Origin of the sequence: Olsenella uli (genome assembly GCF_016900775.1) — a bacterium.
Lineage (GTDB): Bacteria > Actinomycetota > Coriobacteriia > Coriobacteriales > Atopobiaceae > Thermophilibacter > Thermophilibacter uli_A.
The window spans coordinates 39,682-56,179 of sequence record NZ_JACJKN010000004.1; the positions used below are offsets into that span (position 1 = coordinate 39,682).

16 protein-coding genes are annotated in these 16,498 nt (G+C 67.7%); 7 read left to right on the forward strand and 9 right to left on the reverse strand.

The features are described 5' to 3' along the window. Nucleotides 1-8: 8 nt before the first annotated feature. From H6A23_RS03670 to H6A23_RS03695, 6 genes are all read right to left on the reverse strand, one after another. On the reverse strand, nucleotides 9-701 hold the full coding sequence (locus H6A23_RS03670) for a phosphate signaling complex PhoU family protein (protein ID WP_204830846.1): 693 nt from the start codon (nucleotides 699-701) through the stop codon (nucleotides 9-11). Next, on the reverse strand, nucleotides 701-1,495 hold the full coding sequence (gene pstB, locus H6A23_RS03675; protein WP_204830847.1) for a phosphate ABC transporter ATP-binding protein PstB: 795 nt from the start codon (nucleotides 1,493-1,495) through the stop codon (nucleotides 701-703). The genes H6A23_RS03670 and pstB (H6A23_RS03675) overlap by 1 nt, the downstream gene beginning before the upstream one ends. 11 nt (nucleotides 1,496-1,506) lie before the next feature. Then, entirely contained in the window at nucleotides 1,507-2,301 is a 795-nt protein-coding gene (gene pstB, locus H6A23_RS03680) for a phosphate ABC transporter ATP-binding protein PstB (protein ID WP_204830848.1), read from the reverse strand. Continuing rightward, nucleotides 2,298-3,239 (reverse strand): phosphate ABC transporter permease PstA, encoded by a 942-nt coding sequence (gene pstA / locus H6A23_RS03685; RefSeq protein WP_204830849.1) that lies wholly within the window; start codon nucleotides 3,237-3,239, stop codon nucleotides 2,298-2,300. The genes pstB (H6A23_RS03680) and pstA overlap by 4 nt, the downstream gene beginning before the upstream one ends. Further along, nucleotides 3,232-4,131, reverse strand: coding sequence for a phosphate ABC transporter permease subunit PstC (pstC, locus tag H6A23_RS03690; protein WP_204830850.1), 900 nt, complete (start codon nucleotides 4,129-4,131; stop codon nucleotides 3,232-3,234). Before pstC ends, pstA begins: the two co-directional genes overlap by 8 nt. A gap of 75 nt (nucleotides 4,132-4,206) precedes the next feature. Beyond that, nucleotides 4,207-5,151: a phosphate ABC transporter substrate-binding protein PstS family protein gene (locus H6A23_RS03695; protein ID WP_204830851.1), complete on the reverse strand. Its 945-nt coding sequence runs from the start codon at nucleotides 5,149-5,151 to the stop codon at nucleotides 4,207-4,209. Nucleotides 5,152-5,572: 421 nt separating this feature from the next. On the opposite strand from H6A23_RS03695, the gene H6A23_RS03700 reads away from it, so the two are divergent. The 6 genes from H6A23_RS03700 (at nucleotide 5,573) to H6A23_RS03725 (ending at nucleotide 13,645) form a co-directional block, all read left to right on the forward strand. Then, nucleotides 5,573-7,423, forward strand: a complete 1,851-nt coding sequence (locus tag H6A23_RS03700; RefSeq protein WP_286165784.1) for an ABC transporter ATP-binding protein — start codon at nucleotides 5,573-5,575, stop codon at nucleotides 7,421-7,423. Beyond that, entirely contained in the window at nucleotides 7,413-9,437 is a 2,025-nt protein-coding gene (locus tag H6A23_RS03705) for an ABC transporter ATP-binding protein (RefSeq protein ID WP_204830852.1), read from the forward strand. Before H6A23_RS03700 ends, H6A23_RS03705 begins: the two co-directional genes overlap by 11 nt. A gap of 214 nt (nucleotides 9,438-9,651) precedes the next feature. Next, entirely contained in the window at nucleotides 9,652-10,338 is a 687-nt protein-coding gene (locus H6A23_RS03710; RefSeq protein ID WP_204830853.1) for a TetR/AcrR family transcriptional regulator, read from the forward strand. Between the two features lie 86 nt (nucleotides 10,339-10,424). Further along, complete coding sequence (locus H6A23_RS03715; protein WP_204830854.1) at nucleotides 10,425-11,678, forward strand: MFS transporter; 1,254 nt, start codon at nucleotides 10,425-10,427, stop codon at nucleotides 11,676-11,678. Nucleotides 11,679-12,103: 425 nt separating this feature from the next. Continuing rightward, complete coding sequence (locus tag H6A23_RS03720; RefSeq protein WP_204830855.1) at nucleotides 12,104-12,886, forward strand: 4Fe-4S binding protein; 783 nt, start codon at nucleotides 12,104-12,106, stop codon at nucleotides 12,884-12,886. Nucleotides 12,887-12,958: 72 nt separating this feature from the next. After that, nucleotides 12,959-13,645, forward strand: coding sequence for an XRE family transcriptional regulator (locus H6A23_RS03725; RefSeq protein WP_204830856.1), 687 nt, complete (start codon nucleotides 12,959-12,961; stop codon nucleotides 13,643-13,645). 42 nt (nucleotides 13,646-13,687) lie between these two features. Here the strand turns inward: H6A23_RS03725 and H6A23_RS03730 are convergent, their stop codons facing one another. Together H6A23_RS03730 and H6A23_RS03735 are read right to left on the reverse strand one after the other, a co-directional pair. Next, a complete protein-coding gene (locus H6A23_RS03730) occupies nucleotides 13,688-13,984 on the reverse strand; it encodes a Txe/YoeB family addiction module toxin (protein WP_204830857.1) in 297 nt (98 codons plus the stop codon). 2 nt (nucleotides 13,985-13,986) lie between these two features. Beyond that, nucleotides 13,987-14,238, reverse strand: a complete 252-nt coding sequence (locus tag H6A23_RS03735; RefSeq protein ID WP_204830858.1) for a type II toxin-antitoxin system Phd/YefM family antitoxin — start codon at nucleotides 14,236-14,238, stop codon at nucleotides 13,987-13,989. Nucleotides 14,239-14,778: 540 nt separating this feature from the next. Here H6A23_RS03735 and H6A23_RS03740 point away from each other — a divergent pair. Continuing rightward, nucleotides 14,779-15,894, forward strand: a complete 1,116-nt coding sequence (locus H6A23_RS03740) for a GNAT family N-acetyltransferase (RefSeq protein WP_204830859.1) — start codon at nucleotides 14,779-14,781, stop codon at nucleotides 15,892-15,894. Nucleotides 15,895-15,935: 41 nt separating this feature from the next. Here the strand turns inward: H6A23_RS03740 and H6A23_RS03745 are convergent, their stop codons facing one another. Then, complete coding sequence (locus H6A23_RS03745; protein WP_204830860.1) at nucleotides 15,936-16,478, reverse strand: DUF3795 domain-containing protein; 543 nt, start codon at nucleotides 16,476-16,478, stop codon at nucleotides 15,936-15,938. Nucleotides 16,479-16,498: the final 20 nt, after the last annotated feature.

Genomic DNA, 16,498 nt, shown 5'->3' on the forward strand with positions numbered 1-16,498 from the left:
TCTCGATTCTACTGCTCCGCGGGGGCCTGCTGGCTCGCCTTCTCGGCGACGGTGTGCTCCCCCGTCACGCGGAAGACCGCCCAGGCCGCGATGCGCTTGGCGAGGTCGCCGATGCGCTCGAAGTACTTGGCCACCATGAGCAGCTCCGGCAGGTACTGCGCGGAGGACTTGCCGTCGCGGATGAGGCCGACGAGCTTCTCCTCCACCGTGACGTAGAGCTCGTTCACGGCGGTGTCGGCCTCCATGACCTGCTGGGCCGCCTCGACGTCGGCGGCGCAGAAGGCGTCGACGGCCTTCTCGACCATGTCGGCGGCGTCCTGGCTCATGCGCGAGATCTCGCCCTCGATCTTCTTGGCGGCCTTCTCGGGGATGTCCTCGGAGAGGAAGACCGCGTCGCGCGTCATGGAGTCGATGTGGGAGAGGTCGCTCACCATGCGGAAGGCGCCCGAGACGAAGCGCAGGTCGACGCCGATGAGCGGCTGCTGGAGCAGCATGATGTCGAGGCAGGTGTTCTCGATCGCGGAGCGCAGGCGGTCCTCCGCCTTGCGACCGTCCATGACGCCCTCTGCGGCGCCCTTGTCGCCCTGGGCGGCGAGGCCGGCGGCGCGGACATCCGCCACGGTCTTCTCGCCGAAGCGGCGGATGTAGCCCTCGACCTCGTTGAGCTGGTCGGTGAACTTGGTGCGGGTGCTGATGACCATTAGCTGAACCTCCCTGAAAGGTACTCTTGCGTGCGCTGCTCCTTGGGGTTGCCGAAGAGCTCGCGGGTGGGGCCCTCCTCGATGAGCTCGCCCAGGTAGAAGAAGGCGGTCTTGTCGGCCACGCGGGTGGCCTGCTGCATGTTGTGCGTCACCACGACGACGGTGTGGTCGCGGGAGAGCTCGCACATGAGCTGCTCGACCATGCTCGTGGAGATGGGGTCGAGGGCGGAGGTGGGCTCGTCCATGAGCAGGATGTCCGGGTCGGTGGCAAGGGCGCGCGCGATGCACAGGCGCTGCTGCTGGCCGCCGGAGAGCCCCAGGCCGCTCTTGTCGAGGCTGTCCTTGACCTCGTCCCAGAGCGCCGCGCGGGTGAGGCAGCGCTCGCAGATCTCGTCGCCCTCGGAGCGGGAGATGCGGCGCTGGCGCTTGGGGCCGTAGAGGATGTTCTCGCGGATGCTCATGGGGAACGGGTTGGGGTGCTGGAAGACCATGCCCACGTAGACGCGCAGGGCGTTGGCGTCCATCTGGAAGATGTCGCGCCCGTCGAACTCGATCGTGCCCTCGGTGCGCACCGACTCCACGAAGTCGCACATGCGGTTGAACGTGCGCAGGAGGGTCGACTTGCCGCAGCCGGACGGGCCTATGAAGGCCGTGGCGCGGTTGCGCGGGATCTCGAGGTTGACGTGCTTGAGCGCCTGGAAGTCGCCGTACCAGAGGTTGAAGTCGCGGACGGTGATGGCGGTCTCAGCCCCCTCGACGTCGCGCTGGGCTCCTTCGGTGATCTCTTGTGCCATGTTGCCTCCCATCAGCCGAAGCGGCCCGTCAGGTAGTCCACCAGACGCTGGTCGTGCGGGTTGCTGAAAATCTGCTGCGTGGTGCCCGTCTCGACCATGTCGCCCACGTAGAAGAACGCGGTGCGGTCGGAGACGCGCGTGGCCTGCTCCATGTTGTGCGTGACGATGATCTCGCAGATGCCCGACTCCGCGATCGTGCGGATGGTCTCCTCGATCGCGAAGGTCGAGATGGGGTCGAGCGCGGAGCAGGGCTCGTCGAAGAGCACCACGTCGGGCTTCATCGCCAAGGTGCGCGCGATGCACAGGCGCTGCTGCTGGCCGCCGGAGAGGGCGTGGGCGGACTGCTTGAGCTTGTCCTTGACCTCGTCCCAGAGCGCGGCCTGCCGAAGCGACGTCTCCACGAGCTCGTCCTCCTCGGCCTTGCTCTTCACGCGGCCGTGCTTCTTGGGCGCGAAGAGGATGTTCTCGCGGATGGACTTGCGGAAGGGCGTGGGCTGCTGGAAGACCATGCCGATGGACTTGCGCAGCTCGAAGAGGTTCTCCTTGGGCGTGTTGATGTCGTGGCCGTGATAGTAGATCTGGCCGCCGATCGAGCACTTAGGAATCTCGCGGTTCATGAGGTTCAGGCAGCGCAGGAACGTGGACTTGCCGCAACCCGAGGGTCCGATGAGCGCCGTGACCTGGCCGGCCTCGAAGGAGAGCGACGTCTTGTGCAGGGCCTCGTGCGTGAGGTCGTAGGTGACCGTCACGTCATTGGTGACGAGCAGCGAGCCCGCGGCCGTCGGGGTGCTGGTGGTGTCTGTCATTCGGCGGTCAGCCTCCTCGAGAGGAGCTTGCCGAGCAGGCGGGCAAGCAGGTTGAACAGAAGCACGCAGGCGAGAAGGACCGTGGCGGTGCCCCAGACGATCTCGGTGGAGCCGGCCGTGGGCTCGGAGGTGAGGCGCCAGATGTAGACGGCGAGCGAGCAGGCCGGGCGGAAGATGTTGAAGGGGTTGGTGGGGCTCAGGAAGTTGACCGAGGCGAAGTTCAGGCGCGCCGGGGCCGAGCCCGCGGTGAAGATGAGCGCGGCGGCCTCACCGAAGACGCGGCCGGCCGAAAGCACGATGCCGGTCACGATGGCGGGCATGGCGGCGGGCAGCAGAACGTTGATCGTGGTCTCCCAGCGCGTGAGGCCCATGGCGAGCGCGGCGTCGCGCTGGCTGCGCGGCACGTCCTCGAGCGCCTGCTGGATGGTGCGCACCAGGATGGGGATGTTGAACATCGTGAGGGCGCAGGCGCCGGCGAGGATCGAGATGCCCCAGCCGAGCGTCACCACGAAGAAGAGCGAGCCGAACATGCCCACCACGATCGACGGCAGCGATGAGAGCGTCTCGATGGCCGTCTTGGCCGCGGAGGTGACCCAGTTGTCGGGCGCGTACTCCACGAGGAAGATGGCCGCGCCGAGCGAGATGGGCACCGAGATGATGAGCGTCACGATCAGCATGTAGAAGGAGTCCCACAGCTGGTAGAGGATGCCCGGGACCGCCTCGTCGTTGTAGGGGTTGGTGAGGAAGCCGGGCGTGAGGGCGGTGCCCGCGCCGCGGACGAGGATGTAGGCGATAATCGCCACGACGAGCAGCATCACGAGGCCCACGATGACGGTGAGCACGCCCGTGGCGACCTTGTCCTGGGTGTCGATGCGGCGCACGTGGGCGTCGAGCGACGCGGAGCGGGCGCTCGGGGCGGCGCTGGTTTCGCTAGCCATTGGCCTTGGCCCCCTTCCTGCCGATGAGGTGGATGATCAGGATGAAGATGAGGGACATGGCCAGAAGGATCAGGCCGAGCGACCAGAGGGCATGGTAGTAGACCGAGCCGGAGACCGCGTTGGAGAGGCCGGCCGTGAGGGCCGCGGTGAGCGTGGAGGCCGGGTCGAGCAGGCCCATGGGCATGGAGCGCTCGACGCCGCCGATGACCATCTGCACGGCGAGCGTCTCGCCGAAGGCGCGGGTCATGCCCAGGATGACGGCCGTCATGAGCGAGGGCAGGGCGCTCTTGAGCACCACGTGCCAGGTGGTCTGCCAGCGGGTGCAGCCGAGGGCGTAGGAGCCCTCGCGGTACTGGTTGGGCACGGCGCGCAGCGCGTCCATCGAGAGCGTGGTGATGGTGGGCAGAATCATGATCGCCAGCACGATGGCGCCGGACAGGATGCCCGCACCCGTGGGGGCGGCGTCGCCGAAGATGGCCTTGATTAGGGAGTTGACCACGTAGAGGCCGAGAACGCCGTAGACGACCGAGGGGATGCCCACGAGCAGCTCGATGAAGGGCTGGAACACGCGGCGGCCGAAGGTGGGGGCCACCTCGACGACGAAGATCGCCGAGCCGATGGCGACGGGAAGCGCGAGGGCGGTCGAGAGCAGGGTCACCGCGAAGGAGCCCACGATCATCGGCAGGGCGCCGTAGCGCTCCTGCTCGGGAATCCAGTTCTGCCCGAAGAAGAAGTCAGCCGGGTTGAGGCCATCGACGAAGAACGTGGTGAGGCCCTGCTGGGCGACCATGAAGATGAGCGTGACGACGACGAGCGCGACGAGCGCGACGCAGAAGCCGGTGATTCCCAGACCTATGTTCTCGAGCCTCCGCTTGGGCATGAGGTTTGCCATGAGGGAGAGCCTTTCTCGTCAAGGGAACGGCGGCGCCCCTCAAGGGGACGCCGCCGCAGGGAGGGTGGGTCGCGCCTAGGCGGCAGTGATGTTGCCCTCGGCGTCCTTCTTGACCTGCATGTCGGCCATCGGGATGAAGCCCTCCTCGATGACGGTGGCAGCGAAGTCGTCGGACATCATGAACTCGATGAAGGCCTTGGTCACGGGCGCGGTGGACTCGTCCTCGTCCTCGCGGGTGTACATGTGCTCGTAGGCCCAGATGGTGAACTCGCCGTTCTCGACGTTCTCCTGCGTGGGCTCCACGCCGTCGACGGTGAGGGCCTTGATGCCGTCGCTCTCCATGTAGTTGAAGGCGACGTAGGAGATGGAGCCGGTCGTGGCGGCCACCTGCTCCACGACGGTGCCCGAGGAGTCGACCTCGGCGACCGGGCGGAAGCTGTCCGGGGCGACCTCGCCGCCGAGCACGGCGGCCTCGAAGGTGGCGCGGGTGCCGGAGCCAGCCTCGCGCTGGATGACCTGGATGGCGCCCGCGGTGCCGCCGACCTCGGACCAGTCGGTGATCTGGCCGAGGAAGATGCCCTTGAGCTGGTCGGTCGTGATGTCGTCGATGTCGACATCGGCGTTCACGATCGGGCCCATGCCCACGATGCAGACCTGGTTGTCAACGAGGCCCTCGAGCTGGTCGGCCTCGAGCTTCTCCTCGGCGAAGACGTCGGAGCGGCCAATCTGCACGGAGCCCTCGGCGACCTGGGAGAGACCCTGGCCGGAGCCGCCGCCGGAGATGGCGACGGAGACGTCGGGGTTGGCGTCCTGGAAGGCGTCGCGGGCCTTCTCGACGAGCGGCTGGAAGGACGTGGCGCCGGAGCAGGAGATGGAGCCGACGAGCGCGGCGGAGTCGCCCTCGGAGGTGGTGTCGGTGGTGGTGTCGCCCGTGCCACCGCAGCCCACGAGGCCGAGGCCGGCCACGGCGGCAACGGCGCCGGAGAGGCCGAGGAACTGACGACGAGAGAGATCAGACATGGTACTCCTTCCCAAGGATGTGGGCCTGAGCCCCGCGGGACCCGGCCGTTTCGGCATGAATCCTAGGTTCTTCTCGCCCGTGCGTCCGCCTCGTTTCCGATGGATTACGACCGCCTGACAACGGCTTACATTCGACTTACAGAAGGGCTTACATTTGCCGCCAGCTTTGTAAGCTCCCCGCACAATCCTCCTTACATATCTCTCTGACCTGCTCTTTTCCGACCTTACAATCCGCGGGAGGCCGAGCGAGCGGACCCGCTCCCGCGCCTAGCCCAGGGGCGGGGCCAGGCTGCGCGGGCACTCCGGGCGGCGGGGCCGGGGCCGTGCGGGCCCTATTTGAAGGTGCCGTGAGATTAATCGCACGGTACCTTGAAATCTACCGTTCAGCGGCGCAAAATGACCACTTGTCGAAAGGAGTCATATGAAGAAAAAGAAGGCAGGACAGGGCCCCAGCGGCCGAGAGGTGATACGCACCCTTGGCGGGAGCATCCGCGAGTTCAAGGGGGCGTCCGTCGCCACGCCGATCATCGTGTCCGGCGAGGTCGTGATGGAGGTTGCCATCCCGTTTGTGACCGCGCAGCTCATCAACTCGATCCAGGCGGGCGCCACGCTCGGCGAGATGCTCCCCTACGCGGGCGTGCTCGTGGCGATGGCCCTCGCGTCGCTCGCCTTTGGCATCGGCGCGGGCGTCACGTGCAGCCAGGCCTCGTGCGGCCTGGCCATGAACCTGCGCCACGACGTCTTCGCCGCGGTGCAGCGCTTCAGCTTCGCTAACATCGACCAGTTCTCGTCGAGCTCGCTCGTGACGCGCCTCACCACGGACGTCACCAACGTCCAGCTCGCCTACATGATGATCATCCGCACGGCGATCCGCTGCCCGTTCCTCCTGCTCGCGGGCATCGTCATGTCCTTCATCATGGCGGGCCCCCTGGCGCTGGTCTTCGTGATCATCGTGCCGATCCTGGGCTTTGGCCTCTACAAGGTCGTCCGCACCGTGCACCCGATCTTCCGCTCGGTCTTCCACAAGTACGACGCGCTCAACGAGTCCGTCGAGGAGAACGTCACCGGCATGCGCGACGTCAAGAGCTACGTGCGCCAGGACTATGAGAAGGAGAAGTTCGGCCGCGCCGCCCAGGACGTCTGCGCCGACTTCACCCGCGCCGAGAAGATCCTCGCGCTCAACACGCCGATGATGAACTTCGCGGTCTACGCGGTCTTTGCCGTGGTGCTGCAGTTCGGCAGCTACCTCATCATCTCCAGCCAGGGCACGCTGCTGAACGTGGGCCAGCTCTCGGCGCTCACCACCTACGGCTTCATGATCCTCATGGCGCTCATGATGGTCTCCATGGTCTTCGCCATGATCACGATGGCCCAGGAGTCCGCGGAGCGCATCTGCGAGGTGCTCACCACCGAGCCCACGATCAAGAACCCCGCCCACCCCGAGACCGAGATGCGCAACGGCTCGATCGACTTCGACCACGTGACCTTCAAGTACTCCGAGAAGGCCGAGCACCGCGCCCTCGCCGAGGTCGACCTGCACATCAAGAGCGGCGAGACGATCGGCGTCATGGGCGGCACGGGGTCTGCCAAGACCTCGCTCGTGAACCTCATCAGCCGCCTCTACGACGTCACCGAGGGCTCCGTGAAGGTCGGCGGCGTGGACGTGCGCGACTACGACCTCGAGTTCCTGCGCAACAACGTGGCCGTGGTGCTGCAGAAGAACGTGCTCTTCTCGGGCACCATCAAGGAGAACCTGCGCTGGGGCAACCCGACCGCCACCTACGACGAGCTCGTGGAGGTCTGCAAGCTCGCGCAGGCCGACGAGTTCATCCAGCAGCTCCCCAAGAAGTACGACTACTACATCGAGCAGGGCGGCACCAACGTCTCCGGCGGCCAGAAGCAGCGCCTGTGCATCGCGCGCGCCCTGCTCAAGCACCCCAAGGTGCTGATCTTGGACGACTCCACCTCGGCCGTGGACACCAAGACCGACGCCCTCATCCGCGAGGGCCTCAAGACCTACCTGCCCGACGCCACCAAGATCATCATCGCGCAGCGCACGAGCTCGGTGCAGGACGCCGACCGCATCCTCGTGCTCGACAACGGCCACGTGGCCGGCCTCGGCACCCACGAGGAGCTCATGGAGAGCTGCGCCTTCTACCGCGACACCTACCTCGCCCAGAACCGCGCGAGCCAGGACGAGGGCGCGGACGAGAAGGACGACGCGGCCGCGAGCGCCGCGGCGACGAAGGGAGGTGAGGCCGATGCGCGCTAGCAACAACTCCGCAGAGAGCATCCTCAAGAGCGTGACGGGGTCCAACCAGCCGACCGAGCCCGAGAGCGAGCCCGAGCGCCAGAACGTCGCCGGCCGCCAGGTGGAGCGCCCGCGCCGCAGGAGCACGCGCGCCCACACGCTCGGGCGCCTCATCAAGACGCTCTTCTCGTTCTATCCCAAGATGCTGCCGCTCGTGGTCCTGTGCATCGTGGTGTCCGCCGTGCTCTCGGCGCTTCCCGCCACGTTCATGCAGCGCACGCTCGAGATCGTGACCGCGCACTGGCAGAGCGGCGACTGGGGGGCCGTGGCCGGTCAGGTGACCTCGCTCGTGCTCACGCTCGTCGGCATCTACGTGGTCTCGCTCGCCCTCAACTTCACCTGGACGCGCGCGATGGCCGTCATCACGCAGGGCTCGCTCGAGAAGTTCCGCGAGCGCCTCTTCGGCCACATGCAGGACCTGCCGATCAGCTACTTCGACCAGCACCAACGCGGCGACATCATGAGCCACTACACCAACGACATCGACGCCCTGCGCCAGATGATCGGCCAGTCGCTGCCCAACATCACGCTCACCATGGTCACGCTCGTCTCGGTCTTCTCCGTCATGATCTACTACAGCGTGTGGATGGCCGTGGTTATCGTGGCGGGCATGCTGTTCATGGCCTACATGACCAAGGTGCTGGGCTCGCGCTCCGCGCGCAACTTCGTGGCGCAGCAGAAGGAGATCGGCATCGTCGAGGGCCACGTCGAGGAGGTCATGAACGGCCAGCGCGTGGTCAAGGTCTTCTGCCACGAGCAGGCGGCCCAGGAGGACTTCGACGTCCGCAACCGGCGCCTGTTCGAGGCGAGCCGCGCCGCGAACATGTACACCAACACGCTCGGCCCCATCCTCATGAACCTCGGCAACCTGATCTACGTCATCGTGGCGCTCGTGGGCGGCGTGTTCATCGAGACCGGCGTGCCCAACCTCTCCATCTCGGGCCTCCCCTTCTCGATTGCCGTCACGGTGCCCTTCCTCAACATGACCAAGCAGTTCGCCGGGCAGATCGGCCAGATCTCCCAGCAGATCAACTCCGTGGTCATGGGCCTCGCAGGCGCCGAGCGCATCTTCGAGCTTATGGACGAGGAGCCCGAGCACGACGAGGGCTACGTCGAGCTCGTGGCCTGCACGGTCGACGCGGACGGCGCCGTCCACGAGTGCGACCGCCGCGACGAGCGCTGGGCCGGCCAGTGGGCGTGGCGCCACCCGCACGGCGACGGATCGCTCACCTACACCCCGCTCGCCGGCGACGTGCGCCTCTTCGACGTCGACTTTGCCTACCGCCCCGGCCACACCGTGCTCCACGACGTGAGCGTCTGGGCCAAGCCGGGCCAGAAGGTCGCCTTCGTGGGCGCCACGGGCGCGGGCAAGACCACGATCACCAACCTCATCAACCGCTTCTACGACATCGAGGACGGCAAGATCCGCTACGACGGCATCAACATCAACAAGATCAAGAAGAGCGACCTGCGCCGCAGCCTGGGCGTGGTGCTCCAGGACGTGAACCTCTTCACGGGCACCGTCATGGACAACATCCGCTTTGGCCGGCTCGACGCCACCGACGACGAGTGCATGGCGGCCGCGCGTCTCGTGGGCGCCGACGGCTTCATCAAACGCCTGCCCGAGGGCTACAACACGATGCTCTCCGACAACGGGTCCAACCTCTCCCAGGGCCAGCGGCAGCTCCTCTCCATCGCCCGCTGCGCCGTGGCCGACCCGCCCGTCATGATCCTCGACGAGGCCACGTCCTCGATCGACACCCACACCGAGGAGATCGTGCAGCGCGGCATGGACGCCCTCATGACGGGGCGCACCACGTTCGTGATCGCGCACCGGCTCTCCACCGTGCGCAACTCCGACGCGATCATCGTCCTGGACCACGGCCGCATCATCGAGCGCGGCAGCCACGACGAGCTCATCGCCAAGAGGGGCACGTACTACCAGCTCTACACCGGCGCCTTCGAGCTCGAGTAGCGAGAAGGACCTCGCGCGGGGACCGGCCCCGGCATCCCTTTGAGAAGTGCGCCGCGCGGAACTTCTCTTCAGGGTGCCGGGGCCGTCCGCGTTCACCTGACAAAGGTGCCGGGGCAGTTTGTCATGAACCACTTCATGACAAACTGCCCCGGCACCTTTGTCAGGTCATACATACCTGTGGTATGTTTAGCACGGCGAGAAGGACGGAGGGCCCATGGCGCGCAACAAGTACCCGGAGGAGACGGTCGAGAAGATCCTCGACGTGGCCGAGCGGCTCTTCGTGGAGCGCGGCTACGAGCACACCACGATGGCCGACATCGTCGAGGGCCTCGGCGGCCTCACCAAGGGCGCCGTCTATCACCACTTCAAGAGCAAGGACGAGATCTTCGAGGCGGTCTTCGAGCGCGCCACCCGCGGGGTCGCGGCCCGTGCCGACGAGATCCTCTCCGACGGCTCGCTCACGGGCATCGAGAAGATCAGGGCGCTCGACGGGGCATCCGCCGATGGCCCGTCCGCCGACATGTGGAGGTCCATGCGCCCCTCGCCCGACCCCATGAGGAGCTCGCGTCTCCTGGCGCGCGAGTTCGTGGACGCGCTCGAGGTGGCGCACCGCTACGTGGAGCCGGCGATCCGCGAGGGGGTCGCCGACGGCACGGTGAGCTCCGAGTACCCGCGCGAGACCGCCGAGGTGATGCTCCTTCTCGCCAACATGTGGATGGTTCCGCTCTTCCACCCCGTCGCCGACGCGGCCGAGTTCGGGCGCCGCGCGGCGGTGCTCGTGCGCGTGATGCACGCGCTTGGCGTGGACCTCGCGGACTGGGAGTCCTTCGACCCCGAGCGCATGTGGGGCGACTCCTGGGGCGAGCTCGCCCGCGACCTGACGGAAGGAGCGGAGGCCTAGCCAGGGCTTCACGAAAGGACGCCGCGCGAGCGGCTTTCTTTCGCGGCAATATACATACCAACCGAATGTATGAAAGAGAGGAAGCGATGACAAGACGAGACGAGAAGAACCGCACGGGCGAGAAGAACGGCGGCATCGCGACCCCGCGCTTCGCGGCGCTCATGGCGTCCCAGGCGCTCAGCCTGCTCGGCATGGAGATCCTGCAGTTCGTGCTGCCGCTTCACCTGCTCAACCTCACGGGGTCGGGCGCCCTCTACGGCGGCGTGGTGGCGGCGGGCTTTGTGCCCTACACGCTGCTTGCGCCCGTGGGCGGCGTCATCGCGGACCGCACGCGCAAGCGGGGCGTGATGGTGGCCGTGGGCGCGGCCCTTGCGGCGGCGATGGCGGCCTACCTCGCGTTTGCGGCAACGCCCGCGGTCGTGCCGGCGACGGTCGCCGTCCTCATGCTCGCGTTCGCGGCGCAGGCGCTCGAACAGCCCTGCGTGCAGTCGGCGATCCCGCACCTCGTGCCACCTGCCGAGGTGGAGCGCGCCGTGGCGCTCGTGAACCAGATGGGCATGCTCACGGGCATCGGCGGGCCCGTAGTGGGCGGGCTGGCCTTCGGCTTCTTCAGTCTCTCCCCCATCGTCGTCGCGTGCGTGGCCTGCTTCGTCGCGTCCGCCTTCGTGGCGGCGCTCCTCGTGCGCATCCCCTACGAGCCTCCCGCGCGCACGGCGGGGGCCGTCGCCACCGCCCGCGCGGACCTCGCCGAGGCGCTCGGCTTCCTGCGCTCGAGCCCGCTCATGTGGCGCACCATCCTGGGCGCTACGCTCGTGAACCTCTTTGGGTCGTCGTTCTTCAACGTGTGCTCGCCCTACATCGTGACCGAGACCCTCGGTCTTCCCAACCAGCTCATGGGCGCGCTCCAGGGCGCGCTCGCGGTGGGCGGGCTCGCGGGCGGGGCCGTCGTGGCGGCGGCCCCCGGCAGGCTCGGCATCCGCTCGGTGCCGAGGCTCCTCGCGGGAGTGGCCGGTGGCATCGCGCTTATCGCCGCCGCGCTCGCGATCCCGATGCCGGCGCTCGGCACCTTCGGGGCGCTCGCTGCGCTTTACCTCCCCACGATGGCCGTCTGCATGTGCATGAGCGTCGTGGCCACGAGCTACCTGCAGATGGAGAGCCCGGGCACCCTCGTGGGCAAGGTAATGGCACTCACCCTCATGCTGGCCAACTTCGCCACGCCCTTGGGGCAGCTCGGCTACGGCGTGGCGCTCGACCACGTGCCCGCGTGGGGCATCGCGTTTGTCGCCGCCCTCGCGACGGCCGCCGTCGCGGCCTGGCTCGCCCGCGCCGCGCGGAGCTGAGACGGGCTTCTGCTCCGCCGTCCTTCTCGCCCGGCGCGCCGGTCTGCGCGCCCCGTCCTTCTCGTCTTGCACGATCTCTTTGGTTTTGGGTGGCAAGTTTTATGCGGCGTCCCCTCGTGCACGTTATCCTTCGCGCGCCGAGCGGGACGACCTGCGGAAACGTTGTCGGCCCCCACCGGGGTCAGCTGGGTTTTCCGGGAGTGCGCGCTCCCGACATAAAACATGCCGCCCAAAACCAGCCCGAACCTGCCTGATGCGGCGTCCCCGCGAGCGCAAGGCCGGAAATCTCGCCAGGCGGGCGCATCTGAGTCAAAAAAGATGAAAGCATCGACCTCTGAGAGGGGGAGCCGCCGCCGCGCTCCCGCCGACAGACAGGGCTGCATATGCTTCAATTCTACGTGGGCAACGTGAGACGAGGGGGTCACATGGAGGTCAGGGCAGCCACGCTCATCTACTTCAGCGGGGCGGGAACCACGCGGTTCGTCTCCGAGCGGTGCGCGCGGGCGCTCGGCGTCCCGGCGAGGCTGGTGGACATAACGCCCGCCTCCGCCGAGATGCCGACGCTCGCCGCGGACGAGCTCGCCGTCTTTGCCGTCCCGTCCTACGGCGGGCGCATTCCCGCGCCCGTCCACGAGCGCCTGGCGCGCTGCGCGGGCAACGGCACGCCCGCGGCGCTTCTCGTCACTTACGGCAACCGCGCGATCGACGACACCCTGCTCGAGCTCGCCGACGCCGTTGAGGCAAGGGGCTTTGTGCCGGTGTCCGCGGCGGCTGTCGTCGCACACCACTCCCTCATGACCAACGTCGCGGAGGGCAGGCCAGACGCGCAGGACCTCGCGGTAGTGGACGAGCTGGCGCATGTGACGCTTGCGCGTCTGGCGGCGGCGCCCACGGCGGCCGAGGTCAGGCTGGCCAACCTTCCGGGCAACCGTCCGTACCGCGCGTTCGGCGGCGTCCCCTTCCACCCGCAGGCCGACGCCTCCCGCTGCACCCGCTGCGGAGCGTGCGCGGCGCAGTGCCCGACGGACGCGATTGACGCCGCGCGGCCCGCGGGGACCGACGACGCGCGCTGCATCTCGTGCATGCGCTGCGTCGCGGAGTGCCCCGCCGGCGCCCGCTCGATCGGCGGCGGGGCGGCGCTCACCGCCGCCCGCGCGGCGTTCGCGCTCAGGTGCGCGGAGCGTCGCCCCTCGTACCTCGTGGGGTGACGTGCGCCGGCCTGAAACGCAAGGCGACACGGCGGTAGCGTCTGCGGCAAGACCCTGCCCGATGTCCAGAGCATGCTCCTGCTCGCGAACCTCTTCGGCACCACGATCGACGAGCTGGTGAGGGGAGACGTGGACGAGATGCACGAGATGGTCGAGAAGAACGAGCAGAGAACGAAGGCATTCGCCATGGCGCTGGGGGCGGTGGAGGTGGCCGTCATTGCCGTGCTCGCCATAACGGCGGTGGTGGGGCGCGCGTACCTGGAGCCAGTGCTGCGCCTGCTGCTCGCGGTGCTGGTGCTGGCATCCGCCGTGGTCGTCCTCGTCGCGCGGCGCCAGGAGGGCGGGCGTGAGGCCAAGAGCGCGGCCGAGCTTCTGGGGGCGGCGTCCGGCGACCCCGTGGAGGCGGCGCAGGAGAGCGCCTCCGCCAACGTCATGCGATTGGTGCTCCAGGTGTTCGTGGGGCTCGCTGTGGGCATCGGCGTGCTCGTGCTTGGGGACCTGATGCTTGACGTGCGGCAGTTCATCGGGCTTGCGGCGGCCGTCGGCGTCGTTGTCGCGCTGGTGGCGGCGCGGATGCTGGGCCGTTACGCCCGCCCGATGTGGACGGCGGCCATCCTGCCGGCGCTCTGGGTCGCAGGCGCCATCGCCCTCGGCGCCGCCACGGGCGGTCTTGGCTCGCCGCGCGGCTGGATCGCCGTCGCGGGCAGTGCGGTCTCGCTCCTCGCGTTCTGGGCGATCGGGCGGAAGCGCCGGGGGTAGGCGCGGATCGTCCTGTTGCCCTGCGCCATGGCGGCCTGTGCCCTACCGGACCCCCTCGTAATGTGTCCACATGCGAACGACCTTGACCGTGCCCTGGAACTGCTTGCCGTTAACGGTGACGGGTGTAGCGTCTACGGTGTAGACAAAACGATGCTGCAGGGAGATGCGGCGCGAATAGAGCCCTTCAAGGCTGCCGACAGGGCCCTCAAAGGCAGGAGGCGTTCCAAACGGGTTGGCGCGCACGACCTCAACGAGCTGCTTGCCCTTTTTCTCCAGTCCCGCCGCCTTGAGCTTTTCTGCATCTTTGGCTGCCTGTTTGGTGAAGACGACGCGCCACATGCTCACCACTCCAGGGAGCTCTCGTCAACGCATTCCTCGATGGGGGCGTCGCGGCCGTCGATGAGCGACTGCGCCATGCCGGGGATGCCCATGAGGTAGAGGGTCTCCTCGATGGCCGCCCACTCGTCCTCGCCCACGAGTACCGCCCCCTTGCCCTTGGTGTTGGTGATGGCGATGGGCGCGCAGTTCTCGTTGGTCTGGGCGATGATGTTGTAGAGGTCCTTGCGCAGAGCGGTCGCGCTGATTGAGGTCATGGCTGCTCCTAACGTACGTTGTCGCGTACGTTGATTCTAGCGTACGCAACAACGTACGTCAATCAAACGTGAGTTGGAACTGGATATGTCCTGCGCCTACCTGAAGACGCATATCCCGCTAGCGACTGAGCTTGGGCGTTCCCCGTTCGGGCGGCGTGACAGGGCTCGACCAAGGGAAGCACGCCATGGATCAAAAGCGCAGTCGATGTCTTAGAGACGAAGCGAAATCGCTCGGCCTTTATAAAGGCCCTTTGCGCGGACTTTTTTCGAGTACGCCTGAAGCTTTGTACATCTAAGCAGTAGGTTTCAGCTATACCTGAAACTTCGATGTGCGTCGTAGGGGCGGAATCGCCCCCTAGCCCGGATGAACCGTCGGGCGCCCCGCGGGAGCCTCCCGCGGGGCGCCCCCGTCTCCGCGCATCCATATGCCCCTCTGCGGGTAGAATCACCCCAGATGTCCCCTCCCGAGGAGGCAACATATGACGACAGACCTCTAGCCGATGACGCCAGACGCTTTCGCTATCGGATGGAGGGACAGGTATGTCGAGAATCAGGGAGATGCTGCCCGGTGAGTACGGGCTGCTGGACGAGTTCCTGTACCAGGCGATCTACACCGAACCGGGCGAGCCGCGCCCGCCGCGCGCCGTGCTCGCGGACCCGTCGCTGCGCGCCTACGTCGAGGGCTTCGGCCGCGCCGGCGACGTCGCCGTCTGCGCCGAGGAGGACGGCGAGGTCGTGGGGGCCGCGTGGGCGCGTCGCATGCGCGGCTACGGCTTTGCGGGGGACGGCGTGCCGGAGCTCGCCGTCTCCGTCCTGCCGGGCCATCGCGGTCGCGGCGTCGGGACCGCGCTGCTCTCCGCCCTCGTCGAGCGATGCCTCGAGCTCGGCTACCCCGCGCTGTCGCTCTCGGTCCAGCGCTCCAACCCCGCCGCGCGCCTCTACGAGCGACTTGGCTTTCAAGAGGTCTCTGGCGACGACAGGGAGGCCGTGATGGTGCTGCCGCTCGGCGGGCGTGACGAGGGTACCCGCGGGGGAGCCCCCTTCGAGCAGGCGCGTGCGGCCGCCCTGCGGGTGCTGACCGCCCCCGGCCTCGCCGGGAGGGCGTACCTCCAGGGAGGGCTCGTGCCCTGGGTCGCCTCCGGGCGCGACTCCGGGAGGCCCCACGGCGACGCGGACGTCTCGGTGCGCCTGGGCGACATGCCCGCGGTGCGCGCCTGGCTTGCCGCCGAGGGCCTGTACGACCCCGCGCTCGACTCGCTCAGCCTGGGATGCAACGAGGGCCGTGGCGACTTCGGCGTCCACGCGATCGTCGACGGCGTGCTCGTGAGCTTCTGCCCGTTCCGCTTCGAGGGTCGCGATCTGTGCCAGCGCAACGCCGCGCTCGCGGCGACCGACGGCTTCGACGCCCTGCTCGAGGCGGTCGTCCCCGGCGTCGAGGAGGGCGACCTCTTCGAGGGGCGCGCGCTGCCGGGCGGCGCCGTCGTCGGCTGCGCGACGCTCGAGTCCGTCCGCGCCGCCAAGGTCGCGAGCGGGCGCGAGAAGGACGCACATGACGTCGCCGAGATTGACCGCATCGGCTTCGACCCCGCACGCTACGCCCGCGTTGCCGCCGCCTACGCCGCCATGCGCATCGAGTGCGTGGCCCACGGGGAATAGGCTCTTTCTGGGGGCTGGGTGTCGTTGGCCGGCGCCCAGCTTCAGCGCTTCAGCTTCTTGCGGAGCTTGAGCTCGATTCCCCTCCGAGCGGCAATCTCCTTGAGCGCGCATGCCATGCGCGCCGCCCGCTCCCTGATGGGTGCCTCCCCGACGGAAGCCTCGCACTCCCTGAGGGCCGCCTCGACATCCCCGATATCGAGCAGGTTGGTTGCGACGCAGTAGAGCGTCTTCCTGCGTCCGTCGTTGTATCCGGAGAGGAGGCGATCGAGCAGCAGGCGCTTTCGCCGCTGCTCCTCCCCATAGGCGGCGGTTCCGACAGCCTGCGCTTTCTCGAGGTCGCGCAGCTGGTTGCGATGGGTAATGAAGGAGTCATGCTCATCCGCGTCGTCGTACTTCTCGCATGGAAAGCTGGGGCACTGAAAGCAGTATTCGAAAGAGCCGTGCTCAAGGCTGCATCGCGCTGCGGGGCACGATTGGTTGCCGTTTCCGCACCCTCCGCAGTGCCCGCCGAGTTGCATGGGGCAGAGCAGGCAGTTGAGCCCGCAGAGCGAGAGGCTGCGGTCGGCCCTGGAGAAGCCCCTCATGTTGTCACCTCGATCCTGTC

Bases quoted from the DNA above. Each gene is read 5' to 3' on its own strand.
- H6A23_RS03720 (WP_204830855.1), top strand. From the start codon at position 12,104: ATGGAGGTCAGGGCAGCCACGCTCATCTACTTCAGCGGGGCGGGAACC.
- H6A23_RS03745 (WP_204830860.1), bottom strand. From the start codon at position 16,478: ATGAGGGGCTTCTCCAGGGCCGACCGCAGCCTCTCGCTCTGCGGGCTC.
- H6A23_RS03715 (WP_204830854.1), top strand. From the start codon at position 10,425: ATGACAAGACGAGACGAGAAGAACCGCACGGGCGAGAAGAACGGCGGC.
- pstB (WP_204830847.1), bottom strand. From the start codon at position 1,495: ATGGCACAAGAGATCACCGAAGGAGCCCAGCGCGACGTCGAGGGGGCT.
- H6A23_RS03700 (WP_286165784.1), top strand. From the start codon at position 5,573: ATGAAGAAAAAGAAGGCAGGACAGGGCCCCAGCGGCCGAGAGGTGATA.
- pstB (WP_204830848.1), bottom strand. From the start codon at position 2,301: ATGACAGACACCACCAGCACCCCGACGGCCGCGGGCTCGCTGCTCGTC.
- H6A23_RS03740 (WP_204830859.1), top strand. From the start codon at position 14,779: ATGTCGAGAATCAGGGAGATGCTGCCCGGTGAGTACGGGCTGCTGGAC.
- H6A23_RS03725 (WP_204830856.1), top strand. From the start codon at position 12,959: ATGCTCCTGCTCGCGAACCTCTTCGGCACCACGATCGACGAGCTGGTG.
- H6A23_RS03730 (WP_204830857.1), bottom strand. From the start codon at position 13,984: ATGTGGCGCGTCGTCTTCACCAAACAGGCAGCCAAAGATGCAGAAAAG.
- H6A23_RS03670 (WP_204830846.1), bottom strand. From the start codon at position 701: ATGGTCATCAGCACCCGCACCAAGTTCACCGACCAGCTCAACGAGGTC.
- pstC (WP_204830850.1), bottom strand. From the start codon at position 4,131: ATGGCAAACCTCATGCCCAAGCGGAGGCTCGAGAACATAGGTCTGGGA.
- H6A23_RS03710 (WP_204830853.1), top strand. From the start codon at position 9,652: ATGGCGCGCAACAAGTACCCGGAGGAGACGGTCGAGAAGATCCTCGAC.
- pstA (WP_204830849.1), bottom strand. From the start codon at position 3,239: ATGGCTAGCGAAACCAGCGCCGCCCCGAGCGCCCGCTCCGCGTCGCTC.
- H6A23_RS03735 (WP_204830858.1), bottom strand. From the start codon at position 14,238: ATGACCTCAATCAGCGCGACCGCTCTGCGCAAGGACCTCTACAACATC.
- H6A23_RS03705 (WP_204830852.1), top strand. From the start codon at position 7,413: ATGCGCGCTAGCAACAACTCCGCAGAGAGCATCCTCAAGAGCGTGACG.
- H6A23_RS03695 (WP_204830851.1), bottom strand. From the start codon at position 5,151: ATGTCTGATCTCTCTCGTCGTCAGTTCCTCGGCCTCTCCGGCGCCGTT.